Here is a 26228-nt window from a genome sequence, read left to right on the forward strand (position 1 = left end):
CAGGTCACTCTTTAAGACTTTAATCTTTTTTGCCTTTCGGCATATCGATAGTGTCTTGCGAGTGCCCACACAGATTGTCTGATTAATTTGTTAAAGAGCGTTGGCAACCGGAAGTGCCCTCCGGGTTGCGAGGCTGCGTATCTTACGCTTTTCGCCGCCAGAGTCAAGCGATTATTTTCGCTTTTCTCTCACCGTCCTGCGCGGCCTGTTTCAGCTCAGCGTCGGTCAGTGGTGGCGCATTATAGGGGGTTTTACGGCGCTGACAATAGTTTTTTTAAAAAAAATCACCAACCGATGATTATTGCGCCAAATTGCACTTAAGTTGATAGTTTTTCCAGCGTTAAGAAACCTAACTCGTGTAAAACGGGACGCAAATCTTCATTCGATGGTTCGATTTTTGTGCAATATGCTAAGTTATCGGCAGTTGTTGAAAACAAATCTTCCCGATTTTTGATCAACCATGCAGTTCTGCGAGCAATTGCCGCTCCCGAATCAATTAATCTTGTCCCATCTGGTAAAACTTGTGCAATTTCTTCTGCTATCAGAGGAAAGTGCGTACAACCCAAAATGACAGTATCCGGTGGCTCTTTCATTCTTAGCCACGGTTTCAGTATTTTCTCTAACTCTTTTAGTGGAACATCCTTGCCATGTAATTTTCGTTCAGCTAACTCGACCAATTCAGCAGAACCAATTGCATACATCTGGCAATCCGTAGCGAACCTTGCAATTAATTCTTTGGTATAGTCGCGATTCACTGTGGCGCGTGTCGCCAATAATCCCACAACGCGATTACAGGTTAGCTTCGCCGCAGGTTTGATCGCAGGTACAACCCCAACAACAGGAAAAGAAAAACGTCCACGCAGAGCGGGCAAGCTGACTGTACTCGCAGTGTTGCAAGCGATAACGACAACCGCTAAAGGATGTTTTTTCTGGATTGCATCAACAATCTGAACGACCCTTTCTACAATCACTTCCGCCGTTTTCTCTCCATAAGGAAATGCTTCATTATCGAAAGCATATATATAGTGGAGATCCGGCAAGAGCTGCCGAATTTCTTGATAAACAGATAAACCACCTACTCCAGAATCAAAAACCAGAATCGTTGGACGGATGGTCTTGTTTACATCAGAAGTTGTAGCTTCCAGTGAGGTAGTATTCTCTTCCTGGTGTACGGTAGCCATAGGCTGTCTCATAATGCTTATCAAACAGATTGGCTATTCTAGCACGGATTGTTAGGCGGTCGATGATCGGATATGAGGCGCTGATATCCCACAGACTTACACCTGCTAATTTTACTGTTTTCGCAGGGTATGTACTATAGTCTTGGTCATAACGCCGACCAATATATTGATAGGTTATTCCCCAATCGACATTAAAAGCTTCCCAATCCAATTGATATTTAACTTGCTGTTTAGCCCTGCGAGTTAATTGCTGACCACTGCCATCACGCGGGTCAATGAACTGTAATGTGAGTTGATGTTGGAGTAAGCCAGTCTCCATTGTTCCCGTCCACTCAATACCTTTTATTTTTGCCTTATCACCGTTCTCATAGCGGTTATTGGCAAAATCTATCAACTGCTCAATATCGTTATGATAAGCAGATAGACGCCAATTAAGTGGTCCGGTCAATCCTTCAATTCCGATATCCCATTGCTTACTTTTTTCTGGTTTAAGACTTTCATTTCCCCATTTGCTATAAAGCTGACTCAAAGTCGGTGCTTTGAATGCCATTCCATACGAAGTAACAAAACGATAACCATCAATAAACTCCCAGCCGATGCCAATTTGCCCCGTAGTATTCCAGTTATAATCAGAATGGTGATCTGAACGCACAGCACCTTCTAAAATGACATCCTGCACCTTTTGCTGCGCAGTTAAATATAGTCCCGTATTATCAACATGTTTTTGTACAGGGATGTTATTAGAGCCTGCGGCAATCCATTCTCTTTTCCAATCAATCCCACTACTGATTGCACCATGACCAACCTGCCACGTATTTCCCCATTGCACATTGTATTGTTTTGAATCACTCAGACTGGAGTTATTGCCATAACGCCCATGCTTAGGAACATAATCGTAATCTTTGACGTGGCTGTGACTGACAATGAACTGAGAAGAATAGATGCCTTGGTTAAATTGAATACCAACATCATAGGTACGACTGAACAGTTCGCGAGTGTCTGCTTCACCGATACTCCATGCATCATAAGCCGTCCGATTATTGAATCCATAGGCTCGGGCAAATCCGCTCATTTGCTCACTTATTTTATGATCTATTTCCAACCACAGCATTTTACTCATAAAGCCATCCCGGTCTGGCTGACGATATCCTCCGGTTTTACCATCAACTATCACATCAAACCCTTTGGTATAGGTATAGCCTGCGGCTGTAGTTAATAAAGTATTTTCACCAAGTTTTTGCTGTGTTGAACCATTATAGTTTTGATATCCATTCGAACCGATCCCTGCATTCAGTGTTGTCCCGCGTTGTTCCCGCTTAGTGATAATATTGATCACGCCACCAATGGCATCAGAACCATATACAGCAGAACGCGCCCCACGGATATATTCTATTCTTTGCACCATTGAGATTGGGATCTGGCTAAAATCGGCAGCTCCGGTAATGCCTGCCTGATTCAAACGGATTCCATCTACCAGCACCAATGTATGGTTTGAGTTTGTACCACGAACAAATAAAGAAGAGTGCTGCCCAATACCACCATTCTGCGCGATATCAATACTCGGCAAACGACGCAAGACATCAACTAAGCTACTGGATTGCCAACGATCTATATCTTCACGAGTCACTACCGTCGTTGGCGCTAACACTGAAGAAATCGGCTGCTTAAAACGATTGGCTGTAATCACCAATGTATCTTGATTATCTGCACCTGCAAAATGGCTCCAACTAGAAAATACCGCCACGGATGCAGCAGATAGAAGAATCTGTTTTTTATTTATCATAAGATTTGTGATGAGAATATGTGTGGTATCTGGCTATATATATTTAACTATAAAGAGTCATGCTACGATGAAGGCTTTAGCGTGTCCAGAATACCTCTCTATCAAAAAAAGAGCAGATAAACCAGAAAACTGGACATCCTTTGTACTTTCCCTACAATGCGCTCGGAAATTTTTCTTAACGCGACGAGAACCCGATAATGCAAAATGCCTTGCCAACGGAAAATTATGAAAATCAATTGATGGAGAAAGTCCATCGTCTAAAAGGAATGATGCTCCCCTTTAGCGCACCTGAGCCTGACGTTTTCCGTTCCCCGGCATCACATTACAGAATGCGCGCAGAATTCCGTATCTGGCATGAGGAAGATGACCTTTACCACATCATGTTTGATCAACAAACTAAACAGCGTATCCGTATTGATCAATTTCCAGTTGCCAATCACCTAATCAATAAAATGATGCAAGCCATCATTGCTGGCGTAAAAGACAATCCCGTATTACGCCATAAACTGTTTCAAGTGGATTACCTTTCTACCCGCAGTAACAAAATCATTGTCTCTCTGCTTTACCACAAAAAACTGGGGGATGAATGGCGTGAACATGCAACCGCTCTGCGTAACCAACTCACCGCAGCAGGGTTTGATGTACAACTTATTGGACGTGCAGCAAAAACCAAGATCATGCTTGACCATGACTATATTGATGAAGAGCTGTCTGTTGCAGGCAAGATCATGATTTATCGTCAGGTTGAAAATAGCTTCACACAGCCGAATGCCAGTATTAACGTTCATATGTTGGAATGGGCAATTGATATCACCAAAAGCTCGAAAGGTGACTTGCTTGAGCTGTATTGTGGTAATGGTAATTTTTCCCTGGCACTGGCGCAGAATTTTGAACGGGTATTAGCGACAGAAATTGCCAAGCCTTCAGTGGCTGCCGCACAATTTAATATCGCAGCGAACAAAATTGATAACGTACAGATTATCCGCATGTCAGCGGAAGAATTTACTCAAGCGATGAACGGAGAGCGTGAGTTTAACCGACTGCAAGGAATTGATTTAAGCAGTTATCAATGTGAAACCATTTTTGTTGATCCACCGCGCAGCGGACTGGATGAAGAAACGCTAAAAATGGTTCAAGCGTATCCACGTATTCTTTATATTTCCTGCAATCCAGAAACGCTCTGCCAAAATCTGGAGACGCTAACACAGACCCACAAAATCAGCCAACTGGCGCTCTTTGACCAGTTCCCTTATACCCATCATATGGAATGCGGTGTCCTGCTGGAAAAAAGAACTTAGCCGTCATTAAAAACACAAACGCCACAAGGTCAATTTCGTGGCGTTTTTTACCGAACCATTCTCGATAAAAGCGATTAACTTTGGCTTTCTGAAGTGAGCACTGCTTGCTGCTTGCGCTTTTTCATCTTTAGGTAGATCCAAAACACCAAGACAGTACCAATAACGACAGGCAAGAAATTAGAGCCAATTGCTGGATATTCCATCCGCATGAATGCGTTATACACAAACATGCCTAAGAAGAAGCATCCTACGGCCAGTTTTGGTAATCCTTCTGCCATTGGATAATTCAAATAACGTTGATGGAGACAATACAAAGAAAGTACCAGTGCAATAAGAGGGAAAATAGAAAAAGAGACAAATGAATTAAAAAATGTTGAGAAAGTTCCGTGTGTTGCCATTCCAACGATAAGAGCCAGCAACATTGTGCTTTTATCTTGTCGGTATTGTTCCATCGTATTATTCTCCTTTCATTATTATTCAGAGGTTTTAGGGATCGCTTTAGGGACAGTATTTTTTTCTTGCTCACGACGATACCAATAATAAGCGCCTTTGGAAATTATGCGGAGTTGCAAAACCAAACGCTCTTCGAGACGACGCCTTTTTTCTTCATCAATATCCAATGCTTCTGCGCCTGCGCTGAACACGATTGTCACCATCGCCTCAGCCTGTATCTCAGTAAAATGACGTGGCATATGGCTAGCTTGTTCAAGATAGTCTGCCAATTCGGCAATAAAATGCTGGATTTCTCGTGCTACAGCCGCACGAAATTCAGCCGATGTACCGGAGCGTTCACGCAGCAATAGACGGAACGCATTGGGATTGTTGCCGATAAACTCCATGAAGGTTGAAACTGAAGTACGGATGACACTGCCGCCTTTGGCGATACGCTGACGGGCCTGACGCATTAACTGACGCAACATCAAACCACTTTCATCCACCATCGTTAGCCCCAGTTCATCCACATCCCGAAAATGCCGATAAAAAGAAGTCGGTGCAATACCCGCCTCCCGAGCTACTTCCCGTAGGCTCAGGCTGGTAAAACTGCGTTCAGCACTGAGTTGGCTAAATGCCGCCTCAATCAGGGAGCGGCGGGTTTTTTCTTTCTGTTTTGCTCTAACGCCGGTTACGTTACTCACAACAATCCTGATCTATCTCGACTTTAATCGGGCAAATATAACAGATTCTGCTAAGTTTGCTGTGATTGTTCTCTTAAAGATATTATTCGATGTTTTCCTGATTTATTTCTAAGCAGTGAGATAAAAACCTTATGCTCATTGGGTTATTGCATCAAGTAATGTTAAGATAGCGTTGTTATTTTGTGTAAAAACAGGTCTTTCCTCTATGCAACATACTCATTTTGATGCCATTGTGATTGGCTCTGGTCCCGGTGGGGAAGGAGCAGCAATGGGGTTAGTAAAACAAGGCAAAAACGTTGCTGTTATAGAACGTTATAATAATGTCGGTGGTGGGTGTACTCATTGGGGCACAATCCCGTCGAAAGCTCTCCGCCATGCTGTTAGTCGTATTATCGAATTTAATCAGAATCCCCTCTACAGTGATAACTCCCGCATTCTTCGTTCCTCGTTTTCAGAAATTCTGCGCCATGCTGAAGTCGTTATTAACCAGCAAACTAAGATGCGCCAAGGGTTTTATGAACGTAACCGTTGTCGAATGTTTGCAGGAGAAGCCACTTTCATTGATGAACATCGGGTAAGTGTGCGTTATACCGATGATAGTGTTGATATCTTGAGTGCAGACAACATTATCATTGCCACCGGCTCCCGTCCTTACTGCCCTCCTGATGTTGATTTCACCCACTCCCGTATTTATAACAGCGATACCATATTGCAACTGGATCACGAACCTCGCCATGTCATTATTTATGGGGCCGGAGTGATTGGTTGTGAATATGCCTCCATTTTCCGCGGATTGGGTGTTAAGGTGGATTTGATCAACACTCGTGATCATCTTCTGTCCTTTCTTGATCAAGAAATGTCTGATGCCCTCTCCTACCATTTTTGGAATAGTGGCACGGTCATCCGCCACAACGAAGAATATGAAAAAATTGAAGGCGTTGATAATGGTGTCATCGTTCACCTGAAATCCGGCAAGAAAGTCAAAGCGGATTGCCTGTTGTATGCCAATGGCAGAACAGGTAATACAGACAAGCTAGGTTTAGAAAATGTCGGACTGGAAACAGACAGCCGAGGTTTACTGAAAGTCAATCGCGTCTATCAGACCAACAATGAAAACATCTATGCAGTTGGTGATGTTATTGGCTATCCAAGTTTGGCTTCTGCGGCCTATGATCAGGGACGCATCGCTGCAAAAGCGATGACCACAGGCAATGCTAATCTGCATCTGGTGGAAGATATCCCAACCGGGATTTATACCATTCCTGAAATTAGTTCGGTTGGTAAAACCGAGCAACAATTAACTGCAATGAAAATCCCTTATGAGGTAGGTCGCGCCCAATTCAAACATCTGGCAAGAGCACAAATTGCCGGTATGAATGTTGGCAGTATCAAGATCCTGTTCCACCGTGAGACAAAACAGATTTTAGGCATCCACTGTTTTGGCGAACGTGCCGCAGAGATCATTCATATTGGTCAGGCCATTATGGAACAAAAAGGTGAAGGCAATAATATCGAATATTTCGTTAATACTACCTTCAATTATCCAACAATGGCGGAAGCCTACCGTGTTGCGGCACTCAATGGGCTAAACCGATTATTTTGATGTTTTTCCGAGTATTGCGAAATAATTGCCCATTTTAGTACGAATCGCCTCTGCCAATTGCTCATAGCGACCACGCAGAGGTGAGCCGGGACGATAAACCAATATGACGGATCGCCTAGGTTCCGGTTCATCACACTCCAGATAGCAAACCCCATCCCGCCTTCTCTCATTCGGAACTGACAAATCAGGTAATAATGTAATACCGCTGCCCGCTGCAACCATATTGCGCAGAGTTTCCAGACTGGTTCCCCTAAAATGGGTATCTTCTTTGGCTCCCGCCTGGAAACAAAATCCCATCGCATGATCACGCAAACAGTGTCCATCTTCCAGCATCAATAACTTCTCGCCGGATAGCTCACCCATCTTAATTTTGTCCCGCCCAGCCCATTTATGCTCTTCAAATACCGCCAGTTTCATGGGTTCTTCAAACAACGGCACTTCGATAAATGCTTCGGTCTCTTTCACCAACGCCAAAATAGCGCAGTCAAGCTTTCCACTATCAAGTTGTGCCAACAAGTTTTGGGTTTGTGCCTCATGTAGGTACATTTCCAATTTGGGGAACAATTTATGCAGTTCAGGAATGATAAGTGGCAGGAGATAGGGGCCGATTGTTGGAATAAGACCAATATGCAACGGCCCAGACATACTTTCACCTTGAAGGGAGGCCATTTCCTGCAAAACTTTCACTTCCCTCAATACCGTTTTGGCCTGTTCCACTAGCAACATTCCCTGTTGGGTAAACAATACCTTGCGGCTAGTGCGTTCCAGCAGCATCACCCCAAGCTCATCTTCCAGTTTGCGGATTTGCCCGCTCAGGGTCGGTTGGCTGACATGACAAGCATCAGCGGCTCGGCGAAAGTGCCGGTATTCAGCAAGTGCTACAAGGTATTCCAGATCGCGGATATTCATTCCCAACCTCAGCATTTGATATCAATGATAGTATTGACCAATAAATCATTATATCCACGAGGGGAAAAAACTATCAACTGCGTGTGATTATTGATGTTTTTAGCTAAATCGCTGCTTGGCCTGAGCAATCGCTTGCTTCACTTGTTCTTGCGCTACACCACCTTTTGCCAGTCGTTTGTCCAAACACGATTGCAACGATAAAACGTCATAGACATCCACAGCAATGACGTTGCTGAATTTTTGCAATTCAAGCAGGGAAAGCTCTTCCAGCGCTTTACCTCTGTCAATTGCCGCAACAACAACTTCACCAACAATGTGATGTGCCTCGCGGAACGGGACACCTTTTGCGACCAGATAATCAGCCAGTTCAGTCGCGTTAGCATACCCTTGCTTTGCTGCTTCCTCACAACGGGAGCGTTTTACCTGAATGCCATCCAACACCAGTATCGCCATATGCACACAATCCAACCAGGTATCCAGTGCATCAAACAAGCCTTCCTTATCTTCCTGCATATCTTTATTGTAAGCGAGAGGAAGTCCTTTTAAAGTCATCATCATCCCCGTCAATGCCCCTTGCACCCGTCCACACTTACCACGAATAAGTTCCAATGCATCTGGGTTTTTCTTTTGCGGCATCAAGGAAGAGCCGGAAGTTACCCGATCCGACAATTCAACAAAGCCGGCCTCTCCGCTATTAAAGAAAATCAAATCCTCAGCAAAACGCGAAAGATGAACCATACTAATGCTCGCATCTGACAGTAGCTCCAAGACATGATCACGATCCGAAACACTATCCAGGCTATTGCGTGTCGCTGAGGCGAAACCGAGCCATGACGCCAGTTGCTCACGATCAATATCATAAGCCGTTCCTGCCAGCGCCCCGCATCCCAACGGGCTGACATCCAACCGCTTTAATGCATCTTGCAATCGACTTTCATCACGACTAAGCATTTCCACATAGGCCAAACACCAGTGGGCAAAAGTGACAGGTTGCGCCCGCTGTAAATGGGTATAACCTGGCATTACCGCATCCTGATTGTTTTCAGCAGTGAATACCAACGCTTGTTGCAACTCAGCTAATGCTATCAGAATGTGGATGATCTGATCTTTACACCATAATTTCAGGTCAGTTGCGACCTGATCATTACGGCTGCGTCCCGTATGGAGTTTTTTACCCAAATCACCCACTTTCGTAATAAGTTGCCCTTCTACCCAACTGTGAATATCTTCCGCATCACTTTGCAAAATGGCCTTGGGGTTAATTCGCACTTCATCCAGTAATTCATTTAAAGCCAGTTCCAGCTTTTGTTGCTCTTCGGCAGTTAACACTCCTACCGTAACCAACGCTTTTGACCATGCAACAGAACCAACAATATCCTGCTCCGCCAAACGATAATCAAAACGCAGTGAATCATTAAATTGCTTGAACCGTTGATCGGCTTCCTGACTGAAACGCCCACCCCAAAGTGCCATAATATTGTTCCTGTTTTTTCTAATTGCTATCGATTACTAAAAGTTGATCGCCCCAAAATTACTTTTTACTGTTCAGTGCACGAATACGTGAAGAAAGCGAATAGAGGCGAATAAACCCTTCTGCATGGCTATGATCGTAAACTTCATCCTCGCCAAAAGTGGCGAACTCTTCAGAATAGAGGCTATTGGCTGACTTTTTCTGCACTGCCGTTACCTGCCCTTTATAAAGTTTCACAACCACTTCACCGCTGACACTGGCCGCTAAAATTTCTGCTGCTGCTTGGATTGATTGACGCAATGGCGCAAACCAACGGCCGTCATAAACAACATAAGACATCTCCAGCCCCAGTTGTTGACGCCATTTGAAACTATCGCGATCTAAAACCAGTTGTTCGATGCCGCGCAGTGCTTCCATCATGATGGTTCCCCCCGGAGTTTCATAACAACCGCGGGATTTCATGCCTACTAAACGGTTTTCTACGATATCGATCCGGCCAATGCCGTGCCTGGCTCCCCACTTATTTAACTCATCAAGGCATTGATAGGGGGAAAGCGCCTGACCATTCACGCTAACTACTTCACCTCTTTCAACCGTCACAGTGATATATTCCGGTTCATTGGGCGCCTCTTCTGGCTCTACTGTCCACACCCAGCAATCTTTATTGGCAGTATTCCACGTGCTTTCCAAAACCCCACCTTCGGTTGAAATGTGCCATGCATTTTCGTCACGGCTATAGATTTTCTCCAGTGTTGCGGTTGTCGGGATATCACGAACTTTTAAATAATCCAGCAGCGCTTCACGGGAACGTAGATCCCATTCCCGCCACGGAGCTACAACTTTCAGATGTGGTGCCAAAGCGGTATAAGTACTCTCAAACCGAACCTGATCATTCCCTTTACCTGTTGCACCGTGGGCGACGGCATCCGCTCCCACTTTCAGAGCCAGCTCAACCTGAGCTTTAGCAATAATTGGACGAGCCATTGATGTACCAAGCAGATAACTTCCCTCATACAGGGCGCCGGTTTTTAACACAGGATAAACATACTCTTTGATAAACTCTTCGCGCAGATCAACGACATGACATTCAGAAGCACCGGAACGTAATGCTTTCTGCTCCACCCCCTCCAGATCTTCACGACTTTGGCCGACATCAGCGACAAACGCAATCACTTCACAATTGCCATAATGTTCTTTTAGCCACGGAATAATGGCGGATGTATCCAAACCACCTGAATATGCCAGAACGATTTTCTTAATGCTTTTAGTCATAGAGATAACCTTTTTAATTTTAGTACAAACATAAGTTCGGGAATTACACGTCCAATTACGCCAAAATTCGTGTGCCAATAGGGATGCCATTAAATAACGCAATCAACTGATCTGCATGGCGCCAACTCGCGATATCCACTGGTTGTCCGAGTGTTTTTGCCGCTTCTAATGCTGCATTTACTTTCACTATCATGCCGTCAGTGATAATGCCTTGATCGATAAGCTGCGCAATCTGTTCTGTCGTGACTTCTGGGATCTTTTTCCCTTTCCCATCCAGAATACCGCTGACATCGGACAACAAGATCAAATCTGCATTCAGCACTTGTGCGATGGCCGTCGCAGCTTGATCGGCATTGACATTCATCAATTCACCTTGTTCAGTGATACCAATTGAACTGATAATCGGCATATAGCCCAAATCCAGCAAAATTTTCAGGAGATCAGGTATTCCTGATTGAGCCTTTCCAGTGTGACCAAGCTCTTCATCAAGTTGAGAAACGTTAACCATTCCCCCATCACCCAGACATAATCCGATGGCAGGCAAACGATACTTTGTTGCCCACGCCAGCAATTTCTTGTTGGCAGTTCCGGCTAACGTCCCCGTAATGATGTCAATCTGATCCTCAGGCGTAACCCGCAAGCCTTGTTTCTTCAAAATAGGCATCTGCAATCGTTGCATCAGCTCATCAACCAAGCAACCACCGCCGTGTACAATAACCAGCGGACGTTTATGTGTTTTTCGGTATAACTGTAATGTGGTAAATAACCGTTCCAGCGCTTCTTCACTATCTAACAACACACCACCCAACTTGATAACTAACGGCTCCATCAGATTTATCCTCTGTCGGTATTAATATCTGTAGGTTAGAAATTAAAGTAATGCCTGAGTTTCTTCATACCCAAAACGAATATTCATGCACTGTACTGCTTGTGCCGCTGCCCCCTTCAACAAATTATCCTCAGCCCCTACGATGATCAGGTATTGCCCCTGAACAGCAAAACCAATATCGCAGAATGGCAAACCAACAACGGCTTTCAACGCGGGAACCCCTTTGCTATATAACCGCACCAACGGCTTATCATGATATGCCTGTTGATAAGCCGCCCTAATTTGGGCTTCTGTCACACCAGATTTCAATTTACAGGTAATTGTGGCAAGAATACCGCGTGAGAAATTGCCTAAATGAGGGGTAAAAATCACCTCTGTACCTAAATGAGTAGTGATTTCAGGCTGATGACGATGGTTAAAAACACCATACGGTTGCAAACTAATTTCACAGAAGCTATTGGTGATCGACGCTTTTCGGCCAGCGCCACTGACACCACTGACAGCGTTGATAACAGGCCAATGTTCTGTATCTAATAAATTTTGTTCAAGCAACGGTTTCAAGGAAAGTTGGGAAACAGTGGGGTAACAGCCGGGAACAGCAATCAATTGAGCTTGCCTGATTTTCTCTGCTTGCCATTCTGCCAATCCATATACCGCTTGCTCCAACCACCGAGTATTTTTATGTTCAAACCCGTAGTATTTTTTATAGAACTGTGTATCTTTCACGCGATAGGCACCAGATAAATCAAACACGATACAACCTGCTGCCAGAAATATCGGGACAATATCATGGCTGACTTCATGGGCAGTGGCGAGAAAGACCACATCAATCCCTTTTGCCGCTTCACTCACATCGGCCAACGGCTGTAAGGGCAAATCAAGAATACCCTTATATTGTGGATGAAGTTCTGAAAAACATTTCCCTGCATCTAAACTTTGAGAAGAAACCATCAAGCCGGAGAGATGGACATAGGGATGACGTTGCAGATATGCTGCTAACTCAGCTCCGGTATAACCACTGGCACCAACTATCAGCGTATTCAACATGGGATTTATTCACCTTATAGTATTAACCCAATAGTATTAATTCAATGACTTTATTGCATTTATATGCAATTAATTTGCATGAATATTGATACTATTATGAGTAAGGGCTGTCAACAGTGAATATTAAATTACCGTCTTTTATTAAATTATATCATCAGCTCATTGCGGCTCCTTCTATCAGCGCAACTGATGCTGAACTTGATCAAAGTAATGAAGTTGTTATCAATCTGCTGGCAGAATGGCTAAAAGAGATCGGGTTTACCATTGAAATTCAACCCGTTCCTGAAACCAGAGGTAAATTCAATCTGCTGGCAACATTGGGCAGTGGTTCGGGGGGTTTACTGCTATGTGGTCATACAGATACCGTTCCTTTTGATGAGGGACGCTGGACACAAGATCCCTTCACATTGACCGAGCGCGATGGCAAATTATATGGACTTGGGACGGCTGATATGAAAGGCTTCTTTGCCTTTATCATTGATGCGTTGCGGGATATCGATGTCAGCAAACTATCTCACCCTCTTTATATTCTCGCTACCGCTGACGAAGAAACATCAATGGCAGGTGCACGCTACTTTGCTGCCAATGCTCATATTCGGCCTGATTTTGCCATCATTGGCGAACCGACATCATTACAGCCAATCCGCGCCCATAAAGGGCATATAGCCCAGGCTATCCGCATTGAAGGAAAATCAGGGCATTCCAGCGATCCAGCGCGGGGTGTCAATGCCATTGATCTGATGCACGAATCCATTACCCAGCTAATAAAACTACGCCACACCTTGCAAGAGCGCTATCACAATCCGGCGTTCGTCATCCCTTACCCAACCATGAATTTCGGCCATATTCATGGCGGTGATGCTGCAAATCGTATTTGTGCCTGCTGTGAACTGCATATGGATATCCGTCCGCTGCCCGGATTGACCTTGCAGGATTTGAATGGGTTGCTGAATGACGCACTGGAACCCGTAAAACAGCGCTGGCCTGGTCGCCTGAACGTGACAGAACTTCATCCCCCCATTCCGGGCTATGAATGTCCGACAAACCACAAACTGGTCGGCGTGATTGAAAAACTGTTGGGAACCAAAGCAGATACCGTCAATTACTGTACGGAAGCGCCTTTTATTCAGGAGTTGTGTCCAACATTGGTTTTAGGGCCTGGCTCGATTGAACAAGCGCACCAGCCCGATGAATTTTTGGATATGGCATTTATTGAGCCAACGAGAAGATTGCTTTCACAGCTTGTGGCGCATTTTTGTTTGAATGTGGGTTAAAGCTGTACTGTTTCCCAGCCGTCAAATGGCTAATCCTCTGCAAAAGTGTTCATAATTAGTACCATAAATGGACTGGGAGTACCCGGTCGGCGTTATAACCTCGGTGAATGCATCGGGGTTTTTCGCTAACTCTCCAACATGAATTTCTTTCCTGATCACTTTGAATATTCCTCATTGGAAATAGGCCATTTCTCGATTGACTAAAAACTCCGCTTCGCCCATTCTATTTGGACATCTAAATGGATAGACATATAAACACTTAAACATCTAAAAATAAGCGGGCAAAAGTTCCGTTTGTTCATGAGGGCACAGGGTATGAGTTTTTTTCACGCTAATCAGCGAGAAGCGCTGAACCAGAATCTGGCTGAACTTGAAGGGCAAATTCGTGTTTCCTTTGAATTCTTTCCACCCAGAACGGCTGAGATGGAACAAACCCTGTGGAAATCCATTGATCGCTTGAGCAAGCTGAAACCTAAGTTTGTTTCTGTTACCTATGGCGCCAACTCTGGCGAACGTGATCGCACGCATAGCATTATCAAGGATATTAAAGAAAAAACGGGCCTTGATGCAGCCCCACACCTGACTTGCATTGATGCCAGCCGTGCAGAGCTAAGCAACATTGCTCATGATTATTGGCAAAACGGCATTCGTCATATTGTGGCATTACGTGGTGATTTACCGGCTAACGGTTGTAAACCAGAAATGTATGGTGCTGATTTAGTTGAGCTATTAAAAAAAGAAGCAGATTTTGATATCTCCGTTGCAGCTTATCCAGAAGTGCATCCAGAAGCGAAAAGTGCACAGGCAGACTTGATCAATTTAAAACATAAAATTGATGCTGGAGCCAATCGCGCCATTACCCAATTCTTTTTTGATGTGGAAAGTTATCTGCGTTTTCGTGATCGCTGTGTCGCAACAGGGATTGACGCAGAAATTGTACCAGGGATCTTACCAGTCTCGAACTTCCGTCAATTGCAACGATTTGCTTCAATGACTAACGTTCGGATCCCAAGCTGGATGACCAGAATGTTTGAAGGATTAGATGATGATCCGGAAAGTCGCAACTTAGTCGGTGCATCTATTGCAATGGATATGGTGAAAATTCTCAGTCGTGAGGGCGTGAAAGATTTTCATTTTTATACCCTAAATCGGGCAGAATTGAGTTATGCCATCTGCCATACATTGGGAGTACGCCCTTGCTAATTAATTTACCCGCTACGTCTCAGAAGCCGAACAGTTTCCCCATTCGGCTTCTATGATTCAAAAATATTTAAACTATCCTGTATTGCGCATTCCTGCCGCGACGCCGGCAATTGTCACCATCAGCGCCTGCTCAAGATGCGGATCAGGATTTTCCTGCTGACGGGAACGCTGTAGTAATTCGGCCTGTAGTACGTTCAACGGATCGGTATACACATTACGCAAAGCGATGGACTCAGCGATCCACGGCAAATCCGCCATCAATTGCTCATCCTGCGCAATGGTCAGTACCGTTTTGATATCCTCCGCCAGTTGGTTACGCAATTTTACGCCTAACGGCCACAGTTTCGGTTCTACCAAACGCTGATCGTAATATTCTGCTAACCACAAATCTGCTTTGGCAAATACCATCTCCAACATGGCAATACGCGTGTTAAAGAATGGCCAGTCGCGACACATATCCGTTAAAACTGGCAAGTTACCGGCATCGATCACCCGTTGCAGCGCCGCACCTGCACCTAACCATGCCGGTAGCATCAAGCGGTTTTGCGTCCAGGCAAATATCCACGGGATCGCCCGCAAACTTTCAACGCCTCCTGTCGGGCGTCGTTTAGCCGGCCGCGAACCCAAAGGCAGTTTTGCCAACTCTTGTTCCGGTGTTGCTGCCCGAAAATAAGGCACAAATTCCGGTTGCTCACGAACATAATCACGATACATATCACAGGAAACATCGGAGAGTGTATCCATAATCTGGCGCCATTCCGGTTTCGGCTCCGGTGGCGGCAATAAGTTTGCTTCCAGAATCGCACTGGCATACAAGGCCAAACTGCTGATCGTTACCTGCGGCAAACCAAACTTAAAGCGGATCATTTCCCCCTGCTCTGTTACGCGAAACCCGCCTTTCAGACTACCCGGCGGTTGGGAGAGTAAAGCCGAATGGGCAGGAGCACCACCACGGCCAATCGTACCTCCACGCCCGTGGAACAGGGTAAGCGTCACGCCCTCTTTTTCACACACTTTAATTAATGCATCCTGTGCCCGATATTGTGCCCACGACGCCGCCATCACCCCTGCATCTTTAGCAGAATCGGAGTAACCAATCATCACCATCTGCTTATCCTTAATCAGATCGCGATACCACTCAATTCCCAATAGTTGTCGAATCACGCCTTCAGCATTGTTCAGGTCATCAAGGGTTTCGAATAACGGCGCGACAGGCAATGACAATGGGCATCCCGCCTCTTTCAGCAATAATTTTACCGCCAAGACATCAGAAGGCACTTTCGCCATGGAAATAACATAAGCCGCAATCGAATCTTGTGGTGATTCAGCAATAACCTTGCAGGTATCGAAAACTTCTTGTGTTTCTGCGCTTGGCTGCCAATCACGCGGGATTAGAGGACGTTTTGATTGCAACTCTCTCAACAGAAATGCCTGCTTTTCGGCTTCAGGCCAGCTCGCATAATCGCCCATTGCCAGATATTGCGTCAGTTCAGCAATCGCATCAGTATGGCGGGTACTTTCCTGACGGATATCAATACGCACCAAAGACAAACCAAAGCTACGAATGCGGCGCAAGGTATCCAGTAATTGCCCGTTCGCGATAATTTCCATACCACAATCTTTCAGGGATTGATAACAAGCATATAACGGTTGCCATAACTGTTCGTTATGCAGGAGTAGATCCGCTGGTGGTAAAGCTTGCTCGCCTTTAAGGTGTTTTTCCAGATAAGCCAGCGTGTTACTTAATTGCGTACGCAATTGTTTGGCAATCTCACGGTAAGGCTCTAAAACGTGCTCACCTCCCACCATTTGGCGAAGTTCAGGCGTACATTCCGACATGGAGAGTTCAGAAACTAAAACCTGAATGTCTTTCAGGAACAGATCTGCGGCCTTCCAACGACTCAGCAATAAAACATGACGGGTAATTTCGGCAGTAACGTTAGGATTACCATCACGATCTCCTCCCATCCAAGAGGTAAAACGTACTGGCACCGCTTCCACTGGCAAGCTATAACCAATGGATTCTTCCAGTTGTTCATTGAATTCACGCAGAAATGCCGGCACACCTTCCCACAAGCTGTTTTCGACCACAGCAAAACCCCATTTTGCTTCATCAATTGGGGTAGGACGAATCTTACGGATCTCATCAGTATGCCATGATTGGGCAATCAACTGACGCAACCGACGCATGATGTTATTACATTCATAATCGGCCAAATCGTCATGATCAAGCTGTGCCAGACAGCCATTCACTTCAACCAACTTATGAATCAGGGTACGGCGGGCAATTTCTGTCGGATGCGCAGTCAGAACCAATTCAATCGCCAGCTCATTGACCGCCTTGATCAAATCGTCATTGCTGAATTGTTTGTCTTTAAGTCGGTTGAACAGTGCTGCCAGCGCTACCGGATTACTTGCCGCTTCGCCATGCGGAGAAATGCTGTGATATTGTTCGGCAACATTAGTCAGATTTAAAAACTGGTTAAACGCCCGGACAACAGGCAATAATTCATCATTGGATAAATTTTCCAGCGTTGATAAAAGCTGCTGGCGGTCAGCCTCGTTACCTGCACGGGATGATTTAGATAACTTCCTGATCGTTTCAACTTTATCAAGAATATCTTCTCCCAAAGCTTCTTTAATTGTCTCGCCCAGCAACTTACCGAGCATACTGACATTACTTCGCATTGCGGAATATTGTTGATTCATGTGGTTCCTGGCCTTGTGTTGCTGTATGTCACCTATTTCACCAATCGATTGGTGACCCTATTTTCTGTCTGAATGCTTCATGTTTTGCTGTAAAACGTGTTCTTCTGTTTATTTCTAACGTTCTATTCATATCAGAAAACAAACAATTTGGGCGAATTTTATGAAATTTTAAAAGAGAAAAAGGCGTGTTTGATTGATTGGATAGCGGTGTGAACATCAGCAGGGATAACCTGTTATATCCCTGCCAAAGCCTGATTGAACAATAGAAAGAAAATCCTCGCCTATAGAAATATTGGACTACAGAAGTTGCGACAGACGATTTAAATCCGATTGGATTGCCCCCGCGGTGACATCTCGTCCCGCTCCTGGCCCACGGATCACTAGCGGATTATCACGATACCAACGGCTCTCTATCGCAAAGACATTATCTGCCGGCAGCAGCGAAGCCAATGGATGATCGCTACGCACCGCTTCCACACCAACTTTCGCCTTGCCACTGGCATCAAAACGTGCGACATACCGTAGTACCATGCCCATTTCCTGTGCCGCTTCCAACCGTTGCAGCATTTGCTCATTAATGGCAGCACTGTTTTCAAAAAACTCTTCAATGGAACCGCTCCGAGCCTCTGTCGGTACCAGAGACTCAACACGCACATGATCAGGCTCTATTTCATAACCCGCCTCGCGAGCCAGAATAACCAACTTACGCATCACATCCTGGCCAGACAGATCAATGCGCGGATCGGGTTCCGTCAACCCTTGCTGCCATGCTTGTTCAACTAAATCACTGAAAGGCACAGAACCATCAAATTGCAAGAACAGCCAGGATAATGTGCCGGAAAAAACACCACTGATGGACAGAATGGTATCACCGCTTTCCCGCAGATCCCTGACAGAGTGATGGATCGGTAGCCCTGCACCCACTGTGGCGTTGTATAACCAATGACGCCCGGTTTTTGCAAAGGCATCGCGGATCATACGGTATGTATTGCTGTCGGAAGAACCGGCAACTTTGTTGGCACTGACAACGTGGAATCCATAACTGGCAAAATAGATATACTCTTTGGCTAATTCTTCACTTGCCGTGACATCCAATACAACTAAATCATCATAAGGATGTGCCCGCATCCATAAAAACAGAGCATCTTCTTCATGTTCAGTCGCTTCATCATCAAAGAAGGCCAATGCCCGACTGGCATCAATACCCTGATAATTCAGCAAACTCCGGCGACTATCGACGACACCCGCCAGAATAAATTCAAAATCGCTGCGAGCGGAAATGTTCTTCTGTTCACGGGCGAATAACTCTAGCCATCGGGAACCAATATTTCCTTTGCCAAACAGCACCAAACCGATGCGTTTTTCTGCCCTAAACAGGCTTTGGTGCAATCCCTGAATCAAATGCGATGTCTGATTCGAACGCAATACAGCAACCAGACTAATGTCATCTTCTGCGTGCCAGATAAACTCAACCGGCTGATCTTTTAATTGTTGATAAAAGCGATGGCTATGCAGCGGATTCTTGCATACACCTGCCCCCACTAACGCCACCAGCGCCAAACCTTCACGCAAAGAAAGTTTGCCGGATAAGGAAGCATCCTGCAAAACATCAAGGGCGCTATTCACAATCTCAGAGGTATAGCAAAGTTGGATCAAGTTGCAATCTGCATGTAACCCTGTTGCCAATGGCCGGATTTGGGCGCGCTTCAACAAAGAATCAATATCCTTATAGATTTGTTTGAAATCGTGAGCGGGAGAAACATGCAATTCAATCAGGCAGACATCATCATGGCTGGTCACAATTTTTGCTCCTGTCCCCGTTGCCAGCACCCGTTCAATACGAGTGGAGCCTTGTTCAGGCTGATAACTGCAACGCAATTGCAGATCAATATCGCTGAGAGAAACAGGCTGCAATGTACGGGTATGAAGAACAGGTGCTGCCAAACGTGCCAATTCACTGGCTTCGTCCAAACGCAGCAATGGCAGTAGGCAGGCATCTTTGACTTTACGCGGATCAGCACTGTAAACACCCGCCACATCACTCCAAATTGTGACTTTTTTGGCTCCCGCCAAAGCCCCAACTTGGGTCGCAGAATAGTCACTGCCATTGCGACCCAATAATACCGTTTCCCCCTTCTGGTTACTGGAGATAAAACCGGTAACTACTAAACGCTTATGGGGATTTTGGATCAATAATTGGCTAAGCAGGGGCTGAGATAAACTGATATCAACTTGCGGCTGCGCAATACGCTCTGCCCGCAGGAATTGACGCGCATCTAGCCATGCACTGGAGATACCCTTATTTTCCAGCACTGCCGCCATTAAACGGGCAGACCAGATTTCCCCATGACCGACAACTTCGGCATATGTGATATCGGTGACGGGCTTATCCAGCAATACACTCAATCTTTCCAGATCAGCGATAAACATTGCGTTTAGTTCTTCTGCAACTGCTTCGGGCAACAAACCACGGATCAATTCTTGCTGGTAACGCCGCAAAGACTGCTGTATTTGATGTGCTGATATCCGATCACTCTGACTCAACTTAAGCCAATCGATCAACTGGTTAGTCGTACTCCCCGCTGCCGATACCACCATCAAATCACCCGGCAAGCTGTAGTTCGCCATAATTTCAGCAACCCGCTGATAACATTTCACATCAGCCAGACTGCTGCCACCAAATTTATGTAACTGACGGCCAGATTCCGCCCCCGCTGTTGCCAGTATACTCATGATTACCTCGTTGCCGCTGCCTGAAACGCATTATCCAAATCAGCAATTAAATCCTGACTATCTTCAATTCCTACAGAGACACGAAGAAGCAAATCCGTAATCCCTGCCTGAGCCCTTGCTTCTGCCGACATTCCCGCGTGAGTCATGGTTGCAGTATGAGAAATCAACGATTCCACACCACCGAGAGATTCAGCCAAGGTAAATAATTTTAACGCAGATAAGAAACGACGCATGGCCTGTTCATCACCATCCAGTTCGAAACTGAGCATCGCCCCAAAACCTTGCTGTTGCTTAACAGCAATTTCATGCCCCGGATGGTTCTTCAGTGCAGGATAGAAGAGTCTTTTCACTTGGGGCTGCTGTTGCAGATAATCCACAATGGCAACAGCATTGCTTTGTTGGAGTAATACGCGGGCAGATAATGTACGGATGCCACGCAATAGCAGATAGCTATCAAAGGCCGCAGCCGTCACGCCAATATTGTTCGCCCACCAAGCCAGCTCTTCCGCGATAGCAGACTCTTTAGCGATAATTGCTCCCGCAATCAGATCAGAGTGCCCATTCAAATATTTCGTGCAGGAATGCACCACTAAATCTGCCCCCAACTCCAATGGCTTTTGCAATACAGGGCTTAAGAAAGTGTTATCAACGATAGCTAATGCCCCAATTTCATGAACCAATGCACAAATGTATTGAATATCAACAATCCGCAACAGAGGATTACTCGGTGTTTCAATCAATACCAGTTTGGGCTTTTTAGCCAATGCCTGTTGCAACGCCTGTTTATCTGACTGATCAACAAAAAGCACCTTGTATGCACCACGCTTGCTTAGACTGTCAAACAGACGGTAACTACCGCCATAACAATCATGAGGAGCTACCAATAAATCTCCTGGTTTCAGAAATACGGTACAGAGCAGATGAATCGCTGACATGCCACTGCTGGTCATGACTGCACCAGCTCCCCCTTCCAGCTCGGCCAAAACCTGTTGAACCACATCACGGCCAGGGTTGCCACGGCGCGAGTAATCATGAGCCCTGGGTTCATTAAAACCGGTAAAGTTGTATGTACTGGAAAGATAGATAGGCGGAACAACACAACCATATTGTTCATCAATATTTGAACCACTGTGAACCGCAATTGTCGCTTGCTTACATCCCATAACCTTTCCCCATCATCGTTATTATTAGCGTCACGCAAGAATAACGACTGGAAAGATAGACGTCAATACATCTAGACATCCAAATTATTTTGCGGTTTAATATCACAATTCCATGACTGTCATTACACTTCATATGTCTTCTGGTTATTTTTTATAAATTAGTACGGGTGGGGCGATATAGTCGACAAGCTAATTATGTTAGACTATTGCATTATCGATATGAAAACAGATCAGAAATTCCTTCCAATTTCTAATCTCAATTACTTGATTCAAAAATTATTTAAGGTATCTCATGGCTGAGTGGAATGGTGAGTATGTCAGCCCTTATGCTGAACATGGCAAAAAAAGTGAACAGGTCAAAAAAATTACAGTTTCAATCCCGCTAAAGGTATTGAAAATCCTGACTGATGAGCGCACCCGTCGTCAGGTGAATAATCTGCGTCATGCAACAAACAGCGAATTGCTGTGTGAAGCTTTTCTGCATGCGTTCACTGGACAGCCTCTGCCTAATGATAACGATTTGCGCAAAGAACGCCATGATGAAATCCCGGAAGCCGCGAAAATCATGATGCGTGAACGAGGTATTGATCCTGATACATGGGAATATTGATAACAAAAACGCCCGATGCGAAACATCGGGCGTTTTTGTTTTAACTATCCGGCCTGTATGGATGACAGACAGGAAAAAGTCATTACTTCTTAGTACCTGGAACGCTGAAACGTTTGTTAAAGCGATCAACACGACCACCAGTCGCAACATCACGCTGCTTACCGGTGTAGAACGGGTGGCATGCACCACAGACGTCCAGGTTCAGATCGTGACCTACAGTAGAGTTGATTTTGATTACATTACCGCAAGAGCAATTTGCAGTAATTGCTTCGTATTTAGGATGGATACCTTGTTTCATGGGAAACCTCTGTTCAGGCCGTGTCGCTATCCAGCCTTGTTTTGCTGCCAGACACCACACGTCGTGTTGATAAAAAATATGTATCGGTAATTTCTATACCAAAGGCGGCGGATCATACAGAATATCTGTTTATTGCGCAATGAAATCTGCGGATTTGCTATGATACTCTTATCGCTATACGTTCTTTCATCTGGTCATTAATCATCCGGAAATTGCCTTATGACAGTTGTTCAGGTTGCATTACCTGTCCCCCTAACCCGCACGTTTGATTATCTACTGCCTACAGGATTACCTTTGCCAGCTATCGGTGTTCGAGTATTCGTACCTTTTGGTAAGCGTAATGCGATAGGTATCGTCACTGGTATCACTGATAGCAGCGAATTTCCTCCTGAACAACTCAAGTCTATTTCCACTATTCTTGATGTCCAGTCCCTTTTTCCCAACGATCTCTGGCAATTGCTCCAGTGGGCAGTCAGCTATTATCACTATCCGCTGGGCGAAGTTTTGTTCCATGCCTTGCCAGTGTTGCTACGGCAGGGAAAACCGGCAGAATTTTCCCCACTCTGGCAATGGCAAGTCACTGAGGCAGGCCGTGAACTCCCGCTTACACAACTCAAGCGCTCCGCCAAACAACAAAAGGCGTTGGCCGCTTTGCGCCAACGCCCCGTTTATCGTCATCAAGTCTCTGAATTGGAGTTAAGCGAAAGCGCACTGCAATCACTGAAAAAGAAATCACTGATCGCTCTGCATCCCATCCAACCAGAAGCGGAAAATTGGCGTGCGCATTTTAAAACCATTGGCGAACGGTTAAAGCTCAATACAGAACAAGCTACTGCGGTAGGCGCCATCCGGGAAGAAGATAAAACCTTTTCTCCGTGGCTACTGGCGGGAATCACAGGATCAGGTAAAACAGAAGTGTATCTCAGTATACTGGAGAACATTCTTGCACAAGGTAAACAGGCTCTCATTTTAGTGCCGGAAATTGGTTTGACACCACAGACTATTCGCCGATTCCGGGAACGTTTCAACGCCCCCATCGATGTTCTGCACTCAGCCTTGAATGACAGCGAACGGCTGGCAGTTTGGCTAAAGGCGAAAAGAGGGGAAAATGCCATCGTTATCGGTACACGATCTGCGCTGTTTACCCCCTTTGCTCATCTGGGTGTCATCATTATCGATGAAGAACATGACAGTTCTTACAAACAGCAAGAAGGCTGGCGCTATCATGCCCGCGATCTGGCCGTGTTCCGGGCGAAAAAAGAGGGCATTCCGATTATTATGGGTTCTGCCACCCCCGCACTGGAAACGCTATATAATGTGCAACAGGGGAAATATCGCCACCTCACCTTAACTCAACGGGCAGGCCACGCCCAACCAGCCACTCAGCATTTACTGGATCTGAAAGGCTTGCCATTGACAGTTGGATTATCCCAGCCGCTCATCAATCGCATGGGTGAACATCTCAAAGCTGACAATCAGGTTATCCTATTTCTGAACCGTCGTGGTTATTCTCCTGCCCTGCTCTGTCACGAATGCGGCTGGATAGCAGAATGCCAACGCTGTGATCACTATTACACCCTACACCAAAATCACCGCCACCTGCGTTGCCATCACTGTGACAGCCAGCGCCCAATCCCACGCCAATGCCCGCAATGTGGCTCTACTAACTTAATTCCCGTTGGCTTGGGCACTGAGCAACTTGAAGATGGCATTACAAAATTGTTTCCCAATACTCCGGTTACCCGCATCGACCGTGATACCACCAGCCGCAAAGGAGCACTGGAACAGCAACTGGCCGAAGTACATCAAGGTGGCGCCCGCATTTTGATTGGCACTCAAATGTTGGCAAAAGGCCACCATTTCCCCGATGTGACACTGGTCGCCTTACTGGATGTCGATGGCGCCTTGTTTTCTGCTGATTTCCGGGCTGCCGAACGTTTTGCCCAACTCTATACCCAAGTCTCCGGCCGGGCTGGACGAGCCGGAAAGCGGGGAGAAGTCGTCCTCCAAACCCACCACCCTGAACACCCACTTTTACAAATATTGTTGGAAAAAGGCTACGATGCCTTTGCCCAGCAAGCGATGGAAGAGCGCCAGCAAGTTCACCTACCTCCTTTTGTGAGCCATATCCTGCTCCGCGCAGAAGATCACGACAATCAGCAAGCTCCCGCATTTTTGCAACAAATGCGCCAACTGTTTGAACATCATGCACAGCCTGATAATCATTTATGGATCATGGGACCCGTACCCGCATTGCAGGCCAAACGTGGCGGTCGTTATCGTTGGCAGTTGATGATTCAGCACCCTTCCCGCATTTTTCTCCAGAAAATGATGGCCGGAATCTATCCCCAAATCACTACACTGCCACAAGCACGTAAAGTGAAATGGAACATTGATGTTGATCCCAGCGAAAGTTGATAATTATTTCTTTAATTTGCGAAGCACCTCTAAGAAATGATTCATATCACACTTTTTATGCAAACAAAGTAACAGATTGATCGGTTAATCAGCTTAAAATGAAATTATTAATATAACTGTAGAAAACAATCCGCCAGCACTTCCTTTTCAGGCAAGACTGGCGTTTTTTTAGCAGCCGGATAGCAATCGTTTCGCTGCCTGTGGAGAGTGAGGAGTGAACTATGGAAAAAAAGAAATGCGCGCGGGTAACCATGAAAGATGTTGCCAAAGTGGCTGGTGTTTCTACCGCAACTGTATCAAGAACATTAATGAATCCTGACAAGGTTTCTGCCCGTACACGCCAGAAGGTCGAAAATGCGGTGTTGGAAGTAGGTTATTATCCCCACAATCAGGCCAAAAATTTACGGCGTAATGTATCCAGAACCATCTTGGTTCTTGTGCCCAATATCAGTGATCCTTTTTTTACTGAGGTTATTCGGGGTATTGAAGAAACCGCTACTGAACATGGTTACCTGGTTCTGATTGGTGATTGCAAGCATCAACAGCAACAAGAACATGCGTTTATCAATCTTCTGATCACCAAACGCATTGATGGTATGGTGCTACTGGGTTCCAACATTCCTTTCGATGTTTCCAAAGAAGAACAGAAAAACCTGCCTCCCATGGTGATGGCCAATGAATTCACTCCGGAACTGGAACTCCCCACTGTCCATATTGACAACCTGACAGCCGCCTTCAATGCCACTCATCATTTGCAAAAACTGGGACACAAACGCATTGCCTGCATTACCGGGCCGGAAACCATGCCATTGTGCCACTATCGCTTGCAGGGTTACATCCAGGCATTGCGACGCACAGGGGAAGACATTCGCGAAGAATATATTCTCCGCGGTGATTTCACCTATGAAAGCGGAGCGACATTGGCGGCAACCCTGCTTACCCTGCCAGAGCCTCCAAGCGCTATTTTCTGCCATAGTGATGTCATGGCAATGGGCGCAATGTGGCAAGCTAAAAAAATGGGATTAAAATTACCAGAGGATCTCTCTGTTGTCGGTTTCGATAATTTAAACTTGGCCCAATACTGCGAACCGGCCCTAACCACAGTGGAACATCCCCGTTATGAGATTGGGTATCATTCCATTCTGTTATTGCTGGAACAGCTTCAAGGCCGTTTGGTTTCCAAAGATTCAAGATTATTGGAGGCAGAATTGATTATTCGTGCGAGTACTTGTTCGCCCAAAAGCTAGGCAAATAACGACAGCTTAAGTAACATTAGTTATCTATTCTTTAA

At 45.5% G+C, this 26228-nt stretch carries 20 protein-coding genes; 7 read left to right on the top strand and 13 right to left on the bottom strand.

Annotation, left to right across the window (positions count from 1 at the left end; all coding sequences use genetic code 11):
- Positions 1 to 317 precede the first annotated feature (317 nt).
- Both murI and btuB read right to left on the bottom strand, forming a co-directional pair.
- Positions 318 to 1181, bottom strand: coding sequence for a glutamate racemase (gene murI, locus Xets_RS05530; RefSeq protein WP_099131869.1), 864 nt, complete (start codon positions 1179 to 1181; stop codon positions 318 to 320).
- Complete coding sequence (gene btuB / locus Xets_RS05535; RefSeq protein ID WP_187651295.1) at positions 1126 to 2964, bottom strand: TonB-dependent vitamin B12 receptor BtuB; 1839 nt, start codon at positions 2962 to 2964, stop codon at positions 1126 to 1128. Before btuB ends, murI begins: the two co-directional genes overlap by 56 nt.
- Before the next feature lie 197 nt (positions 2965 to 3161).
- Between btuB and trmA the strand changes: the two genes are divergently transcribed.
- Positions 3162 to 4262, top strand: a complete 1101-nt coding sequence (trmA, locus tag Xets_RS05540) for a tRNA (uridine(54)-C5)-methyltransferase TrmA (protein ID WP_099131871.1) — start codon at positions 3162 to 3164, stop codon at positions 4260 to 4262.
- Positions 4263 to 4336: 74 nt separating this feature from the next.
- Here the strand turns inward: trmA and Xets_RS05545 are convergent, their stop codons facing one another.
- The gene (locus tag Xets_RS05545) at positions 4337 to 4714 is read right to left on the bottom strand and encodes a YijD family membrane protein (protein WP_099131872.1); all 378 of its coding nucleotides are present in this window, start codon (positions 4712 to 4714) and stop codon (positions 4337 to 4339) included.
- A gap of 21 nt (positions 4715 to 4735) precedes the next feature.
- The gene (gene fabR, locus Xets_RS05550) at positions 4736 to 5398 is read right to left on the bottom strand and encodes an HTH-type transcriptional repressor FabR (RefSeq protein WP_099131873.1); all 663 of its coding nucleotides are present in this window, start codon (positions 5396 to 5398) and stop codon (positions 4736 to 4738) included.
- Positions 5399 to 5603: 205 nt separating this feature from the next.
- On the opposite strand from fabR, the gene sthA reads away from it, so the two are divergent.
- Entirely contained in the window at positions 5604 to 7001 is a 1398-nt protein-coding gene (gene sthA, locus Xets_RS05555; protein ID WP_099131874.1) for a Si-specific NAD(P)(+) transhydrogenase, read from the top strand.
- On the opposite strand, the gene oxyR is transcribed toward sthA, so the two are convergent.
- The 5 genes from oxyR to argC all read right to left on the bottom strand — a co-directional run bounded on the left by oxyR (position 6993) and on the right by argC (position 12529).
- A complete protein-coding gene (gene oxyR / locus Xets_RS05560) occupies positions 6993 to 7910 on the bottom strand; it encodes a DNA-binding transcriptional regulator OxyR (protein ID WP_099131875.1) in 918 nt (305 codons plus the stop codon). The genes sthA and oxyR overlap by 9 nt on opposite strands.
- A gap of 99 nt (positions 7911 to 8009) precedes the next feature.
- Complete coding sequence (gene argH, locus Xets_RS05565; RefSeq protein ID WP_099131876.1) at positions 8010 to 9383, bottom strand: argininosuccinate lyase; 1374 nt, start codon at positions 9381 to 9383, stop codon at positions 8010 to 8012.
- 58 nt (positions 9384 to 9441) lie between these two features.
- Complete coding sequence (locus tag Xets_RS05570; RefSeq protein WP_099131877.1) at positions 9442 to 10653, bottom strand: argininosuccinate synthase; 1212 nt, start codon at positions 10651 to 10653, stop codon at positions 9442 to 9444.
- A 55-nt stretch (positions 10654 to 10708) separates the two neighbouring features.
- Complete coding sequence (gene argB, locus Xets_RS05575) at positions 10709 to 11482, bottom strand: acetylglutamate kinase (protein ID WP_187651296.1); 774 nt, start codon at positions 11480 to 11482, stop codon at positions 10709 to 10711.
- A gap of 42 nt (positions 11483 to 11524) precedes the next feature.
- Positions 11525 to 12529, bottom strand: a complete 1005-nt coding sequence (gene argC, locus Xets_RS05580) for an N-acetyl-gamma-glutamyl-phosphate reductase (RefSeq protein WP_099131879.1) — start codon at positions 12527 to 12529, stop codon at positions 11525 to 11527.
- A gap of 116 nt (positions 12530 to 12645) precedes the next feature.
- Between argC and argE the strand changes: the two genes are divergently transcribed.
- The gene (gene argE / locus Xets_RS05585; RefSeq protein ID WP_099131880.1) at positions 12646 to 13803 is read left to right on the top strand and encodes an acetylornithine deacetylase; all 1158 of its coding nucleotides are present in this window, start codon (positions 12646 to 12648) and stop codon (positions 13801 to 13803) included.
- A gap of 315 nt (positions 13804 to 14118) precedes the next feature.
- Positions 14119 to 15006 carry a methylenetetrahydrofolate reductase gene (gene metF, locus Xets_RS05590; protein WP_187651297.1) on the top strand — a complete coding sequence of 296 codons (888 nt, stop codon included), beginning with the start codon at positions 14119 to 14121 and terminating at the stop codon, positions 15004 to 15006.
- A gap of 72 nt (positions 15007 to 15078) precedes the next feature.
- On the opposite strand, the gene ppc is transcribed toward metF, so the two are convergent.
- The 3 genes from ppc to metB form a co-directional block, all read right to left on the bottom strand.
- The gene (gene ppc, locus Xets_RS05595) at positions 15079 to 17715 is read right to left on the bottom strand and encodes a phosphoenolpyruvate carboxylase (RefSeq protein ID WP_187651298.1); all 2637 of its coding nucleotides are present in this window, start codon (positions 17713 to 17715) and stop codon (positions 15079 to 15081) included.
- 297 nt (positions 17716 to 18012) lie between these two features.
- Positions 18013 to 20448 (bottom strand): bifunctional aspartate kinase/homoserine dehydrogenase II, encoded by a 2436-nt coding sequence (locus tag Xets_RS05600; RefSeq protein ID WP_187651299.1) that lies wholly within the window; start codon positions 20446 to 20448, stop codon positions 18013 to 18015.
- Between the two features lie 2 nt (positions 20449 to 20450).
- Entirely contained in the window at positions 20451 to 21611 is a 1161-nt protein-coding gene (gene metB / locus Xets_RS05605; RefSeq protein ID WP_099131884.1) for a cystathionine gamma-synthase, read from the bottom strand.
- A gap of 292 nt (positions 21612 to 21903) precedes the next feature.
- On the opposite strand from metB, the gene metJ reads away from it, so the two are divergent.
- Positions 21904 to 22221, top strand: coding sequence for a met regulon transcriptional regulator MetJ (metJ, locus tag Xets_RS05610; protein WP_074019093.1), 318 nt, complete (start codon positions 21904 to 21906; stop codon positions 22219 to 22221).
- Positions 22222 to 22303: 82 nt separating this feature from the next.
- Here metJ and rpmE read toward each other — a convergent pair whose 3' ends face one another.
- Positions 22304 to 22519 carry a 50S ribosomal protein L31 gene (rpmE, locus tag Xets_RS05615; RefSeq protein WP_099131885.1) on the bottom strand — a complete coding sequence of 72 codons (216 nt, stop codon included), beginning with the start codon at positions 22517 to 22519 and terminating at the stop codon, positions 22304 to 22306.
- 219 nt (positions 22520 to 22738) lie between these two features.
- Between rpmE and priA the strand changes: the two genes are divergently transcribed.
- Positions 22739 to 24937 (top strand): primosomal protein N', encoded by a 2199-nt coding sequence (priA, locus tag Xets_RS05620; protein WP_187651300.1) that lies wholly within the window; start codon positions 22739 to 22741, stop codon positions 24935 to 24937.
- A gap of 221 nt (positions 24938 to 25158) precedes the next feature.
- The gene (cytR, locus tag Xets_RS05625) at positions 25159 to 26184 is read left to right on the top strand and encodes a DNA-binding transcriptional regulator CytR (RefSeq protein ID WP_187651301.1); all 1026 of its coding nucleotides are present in this window, start codon (positions 25159 to 25161) and stop codon (positions 26182 to 26184) included.
- The last annotated feature ends 44 nt before the right edge of the window (positions 26185 to 26228 follow it).

Origin of the sequence: Xenorhabdus sp. TS4 (assembly GCF_014467265.1) — a bacterium.
Taxonomy (GTDB): Bacteria; Pseudomonadota; Gammaproteobacteria; order Enterobacterales; family Enterobacteriaceae; genus Xenorhabdus; species Xenorhabdus ehlersii.